At 69.5% G+C, this 4,720-nt stretch carries 5 protein-coding genes; 1 reads left to right on the top strand and 4 read right to left on the bottom strand.

Annotated elements, in window-relative coordinates; translation table 11 throughout:
* Positions 1 to 371 precede the first annotated feature (371 nt).
* Positions 372 to 1,784 (top strand): mandelate racemase/muconate lactonizing enzyme family protein, encoded by a 1,413-nt coding sequence (locus H5J30_RS18085; protein ID WP_181788454.1) that lies wholly within the window; start codon positions 372 to 374, stop codon positions 1,782 to 1,784.
* 96 nt (positions 1,785 to 1,880) lie between these two features.
* On the opposite strand, the gene H5J30_RS18080 is transcribed toward H5J30_RS18085, so the two are convergent.
* From H5J30_RS18080 to H5J30_RS18065, 4 genes are all read right to left on the bottom strand, one after another.
* Positions 1,881 to 2,249, bottom strand: a complete 369-nt coding sequence (locus H5J30_RS18080) for a hypothetical protein (protein WP_181788453.1) — start codon at positions 2,247 to 2,249, stop codon at positions 1,881 to 1,883.
* On the bottom strand, positions 2,218 to 3,057 hold the full coding sequence (locus H5J30_RS18075) for an ABC transporter ATP-binding protein (RefSeq protein ID WP_181788452.1): 840 nt from the start codon (positions 3,055 to 3,057) through the stop codon (positions 2,218 to 2,220). Before H5J30_RS18075 ends, H5J30_RS18080 begins: the two co-directional genes overlap by 32 nt.
* Positions 3,054 to 3,941, bottom strand: coding sequence for an ABC transporter permease (locus H5J30_RS18070; RefSeq protein WP_258563387.1), 888 nt, complete (start codon positions 3,939 to 3,941; stop codon positions 3,054 to 3,056). Before H5J30_RS18070 ends, H5J30_RS18075 begins: the two co-directional genes overlap by 4 nt.
* The coding region (locus tag H5J30_RS18065; protein WP_220189056.1) for an ABC transporter permease at positions 3,941 to 4,720 on the bottom strand (780 nt) is incomplete at its 5' end. The genes H5J30_RS18065 and H5J30_RS18070, both read right to left, overlap by 1 nt.

The following is a 4,720-nucleotide window of genomic DNA, read 5'->3' as shown; positions in this document are numbered from 1 at the left end:
GGACCGGCGCGAACTGCCGTCGTGCGCGGGGGGTTCCATACGTCACCTTCGCTTTCTGTGCTCTGCCGGCTGCCTGATGGTGCGGTAGTGCGCCGCACGGCGCGTGTAGTACGTGGTACGTACAGGTACTGCGCCGTACGTGGTGCGTCGGTGCGGGGGTTGCGCGCAGCGTACGTACACCGACCCCCCACCGTTAAGGGTGAGTTGCGTATACCTCCATTCGCCCGGCGAATCCTGCGGCCCCTCCTGCACTCATTCGCCTTCCTAATGAATGCATACGGAAACTAACGCGGCGGGACCGCTCCCACGCCCCCGGCCCCGCCCCTATGGTGAGCCCGCAGATTTCCCGGAATCCTTACGGAGGACCCCCCATGCAGGAATCCGAGAACCGCCCCGGCAAGCGTTCCAGGCGCACCGTCCTGGGACTCGGGGCAGCCGCCGCCACGGGCGGCCTCGGGCTCGGCGCACTCGCATTCCGACCGGCCGAGGAACAGGTCGAGTTCCTCACCCAGAAAGTCGGCAGGGCGTCGAAGCCGAGCAAGCTGAAGATCACCGATCTGCGGGTGGCGGTGCTGGACGGCGTGCCGTTCACCAGCCCGATCGTCCGCATCGACACCAACCAGGGCATCTCCGGTTGGGGCGAGGTGCGCGACGACGCCGACAAGCGCTACGCGCTGGAGCTGAAGAGCCGGCTCCTCGGCGAGAATCCGTGCAACGTCGAGATGCTGTTCAGGCGCCTCAAGCAGTTCGGCAACCACGGCCGCCGCGGCGGCGGGGTCTCCGGCGTCGAGATGGCGCTGTGGGATCTGGCGGGCAAGGCGTACGGCGTGCCGGTGTTCCAGATGCTCGGCGGCGCGTACCGCAGAAAGATACGCCTCTACACCGACACCACCGAGTCGGAGGACCCGAAGGTCTACGCGCAGCGCATGAAAGAGCGCGTGGAGATGGGCTTCACGTTCCTCAAGATGGACCTCGGCCTGGAAATCGTGCAGGACCTGCCGGGCGCGGTCGTCGGCAAGAGCCTGTACGGCGGCAACCTCCAGCAGTACGACGGCACTCCCGGCGGCTACGGCATGACCGAGCACGGGCTCACCATGGTGCAGATCACCGACAAGGGCCTGGACGCCATGGCGGAGTACGTCGAGGCGGTGCGCGACGCCGTCGGCTACGACATCCCGATGGGCATGGACCACTTCGGCCACTTCGACGTCAACACCGCCATCCGGCTGGCGAACCGCTTCGAGCGCTACAACCTCGCCTGGCTGGAGGACCTGGTGCCGTGGTTCCGCACCGACGACTGGAAGGAGATCACCAGGGCCGTCAACGTGCCCACCATGACCGGCGAGGACATGTATGGCCTCGAAGCGTTCCGCACCCTCGTCGACGAGGGCGCCGTCGACCTGGTCCAGCCCGACCCGGCGACCGCCGGCGGCATCCTGGAGACCAAGCGCATCGGCGACTACGCGCGCGAGCAGGGCTTGGCGATGCCGCTGCACTACGCGGGCTCGCCCATCGGCGCGATGGCCAGCGCGCACATCGCCGCCGCCACCGAGAACTTCGTCTGCCTGGAGTACCACGCCAGCGACGTGAAGTTCTGGAACGACCTCGTCGCCGGCGGCGAGCCGCTGCTGAAGGACGGCTTCTACCACCTGACCGACGCGCCGGGCCTCGGCGTGGAACTGGACGAGAAGGAGATGGCCAAGCACCTGGCGAAGGGCGAGAAGCTCTTCGCACCCACCAAGCAGTGGAACGACAACCCCGCCTGGGACCGCACCTGGAGCTGAGCCCGCCCCGGGCCCGTGGCCGCGGAACAGGAGCCCGTACGCACCCGACCAGGGGGGTGCGTACGGGCTCCCGGCTTCGGCGCACCGGCCGCGCGCTCAGCGCGCCGCCGGCCTCTCGTCCTCCGGGGGCACGATGCGCTCGATCCAGTACTCCCGCGCCAGCGCGTCCACACCCGCCGGCGCCACGCCGCGCAGATGCACGACGTTGCCGTCCGTGCCGGCGATGCGGCCGTGCTTCTGCATCCGCAGGATGTGGTACCGCTCCGGCGGGAAGCCCAGCTCGACGTCGGCGGAGAAGCGCCCGCGCATGTCGCGCTCGTCGCCGACCGCCGGGTCGACCTTGCCGCTCGCCTGCACCGTCAGCCAGACCTGGTACACGACGATGAGCAGGACCAGGATGAGCAGCCGGCGGATCGTGGGGCTGCGCAGCGCCCTAAACGCCAGCGACTGCCGTTCCGTCGGCATCGGTCGCACCTCCCGGGTCCTCGTCCGCGCCGGCCGCCGCACCCTCGTCGTCGACGAGCAGTTCGTTGACCCGGTTCGCGATCTCCCGGAACTCCGGCGTCTCCAGCGCCGTACGCCACTCCCGCGGCCGCGGCAGGTCGACGGTGACGATCTCCCGTACCCGGCTCGGCCGCTTGGACAGCACCACGATCCGGTCGGAGAGGAACACCGCCTCGTCCACGTCGTGGGTGACGAAGAAGACCGTCGGGTGCCGCTTCTCGAAGATGCGGGTCAGGTCCTCCTGCAGCTTGCGCCGCGTCTGGGCGTCGATGCTGGCGAACGGCTCGTCCATCAGCATCACCGCCGGCTCGTTGGCCAGCACGCGGGCCACGCCCAGGCGCTGCTGCATGCCGCCGGACAGCTCGTGCGGGTACTTGTGCCCGAAGCCGCCGAGCCCGACCAGCTCCAGGAACTCCTTGCCCTTGGCGTCCCGTTCGGCGCGCGGCACGCCCTTCATCCGCAGCCCGAAGACCACGTTGCCCAGCACCGTCTTCCAGGGGAAGAGCGCGTGGCTCTGGAACACCACGCCGCGGTCGGGACCCGGCCCGCTGACCGCCCGGCCGTCGACGACGACCTCGCCCTCCGTGAGGTTCACGAAGCCGGCGACGATGTTCAGCACGGTCGTCTTGCCGCAGCCGCTCGGGCCGAGCACGGAGACGAACTCGCCCTCGTTCACGCTGAACGAGACGTCGCCGATGGCGGTGACCTCCTCGCCGCTGTACGCGTCGACGTAGTTCTTCTGCAGTCCTGTGATCTCCAGCGCCGTCATCCGTCGGCCTCCAAACTCCGTACCATGCCCCACCGTTCGACGGTGGCTCGCTCGAACGGTGCCAGGACCATGGCGTCGAGCGCGTACCACAGGATTCCCAGCACTGCCATGCCCAGGAACACCTGGCTGATGTCGCCCACCCGGCGGGCGTCGAACATCATGAAGCCGACGCCGCTGGTGCCGACGATGATCTCGGCGGCGACCAGGGCGCGCCAGCCGTAGCCGAGGCCGGTGCGGACGCCGCCCGCCACGGACGGCAGTGCGCCCGGGAGGATGACCTCGAAGAACACCCGCGTCCGGCCGGCGCCGAGACTGCGCGCCGCGCGCAGCAGTTCGCGCGGCACCTGCTCCACACCCGCGACGACGCTCAGCATCAGCGGGAAGACGATCGTGTAGACGATCACGAAGGTGACCGCGGTGAGGCTGAAGCCGAACCAGACGATCACGATCGGCAGCCAGGCGATGTCGGCGACCGCCTGGAAGAACAGCAGGATCGGCCAGAAGAACCGGCGGACCTTGGCGAACATCGCCACCACGAAGCCCATCGGCAGGCCGATGGCGAGGCCGAAGCCGACGCCGTACGCCAGCCTGGTCAGCGAGTCCGTCAGGTAGCCGGGCAGGATGCCCTTCTCCATCAGGTCGCCGAACTCCTCGACCACCCGCGGCGGGCCGACGAAGAACGCCTCGTCGAACACGCCCATCTCCGCGACCAGCCACCACAGCGCGATGACCGGCACGAACGGGCCGAGGTTGCGGAACGCGGCGCGGCGGGTGAGCCAGAGCCAGACCTTCCGGGCGCGTACCACGCCCGGGCTCGCGCCGCTCTTGCGCGGCGTACGCCCAGCGGGCGTGCGCCGTACGGGCTCAGCCGTGTCCGACGCCATCAGCCCCTCCCTCCGGTCATGCCCCAGCGCTCCACCGTGCGCTTCTCCAGCGGGGCGAGCATCAGCCGGTCCATCAGCAGCCAGAGCACGCCGATGATGACCATCGAGGCGATGATCACGTCGGTCTGGAAGTACTTCTGTGCCTGGAACAGGGCGTAGCCGAGGCCCGCGTTGCTCGCGATGATCTCCGCGGCGACCAGCCCCCGCCAGCCGTAGCCGAGGCCGACCCGCAGGCCGGTGACCACGCTGGGCAGGGCGCCGGGCAGCAGCACTTCCCAGAACATCCGCAGCCGGGTGGTGCCCATGCTGCGCGCGGCGCGCAGCAGCTGGGTCGGGATCTGCCGGACGCCGAGCATCGCGTTGTACGTGATCGCGAAGAACATGGCGTTCCACACGATGAAGATCACGGCCTTGTCGCCGTAGCCGAACCACAGCGTGGCGACGGGGATCCAGGCGATGCCCGCGAGCGCCACGGAGAACCGCAGCAGCGGGGAGAAGAACGCCGACAGCGCGGCGCTGGAGCCCAGCGCGATGCCGAAGGGCAGGGCGGTGAGGATGGCGATCGCGGCGCCGATGCCCATGCGCCGCAGGCTCGCGCCGAGGTGGTCGAACAGCTCGCCGCTCGACCACATGTCGCCCAGTGCCGAGAGCACGTCGCCGACCTGGGGGAAGACCCGCAGTGGCGGATCGGTGATCGCGACGACCACCAGCCACACCACGACGAGCAGCGCGAGCGGGGTGAGGAACCACAGCGCCGAGATCGCGCGCGCGGCCGGGGT

This window comes from Streptomyces phytophilus (genome assembly GCF_013870535.1).
GTDB lineage: Bacteria > Actinomycetota > Actinomycetes > Streptomycetales > Streptomycetaceae > Streptomyces > Streptomyces phytophilus.
This window is presented reverse-complemented; position numbering and strand designations above follow the sequence as displayed.

Bases quoted from the DNA above. Each gene is read 5' to 3' on its own strand.
- H5J30_RS18085 (WP_181788454.1), top strand. From the start codon at position 372: ATGCAGGAATCCGAGAACCGCCCCGGCAAGCGTTCCAGGCGCACCGTC.
- H5J30_RS18075 (WP_181788452.1), bottom strand. From the start codon at position 3,057: ATGACGGCGCTGGAGATCACAGGACTGCAGAAGAACTACGTCGACGCG.
- H5J30_RS18070 (WP_258563387.1), bottom strand. From the start codon at position 3,941: ATGGCGTCGGACACGGCTGAGCCCGTACGGCGCACGCCCGCTGGGCGT.
- H5J30_RS18080 (WP_181788453.1), bottom strand. From the start codon at position 2,249: ATGCCGACGGAACGGCAGTCGCTGGCGTTTAGGGCGCTGCGCAGCCCC.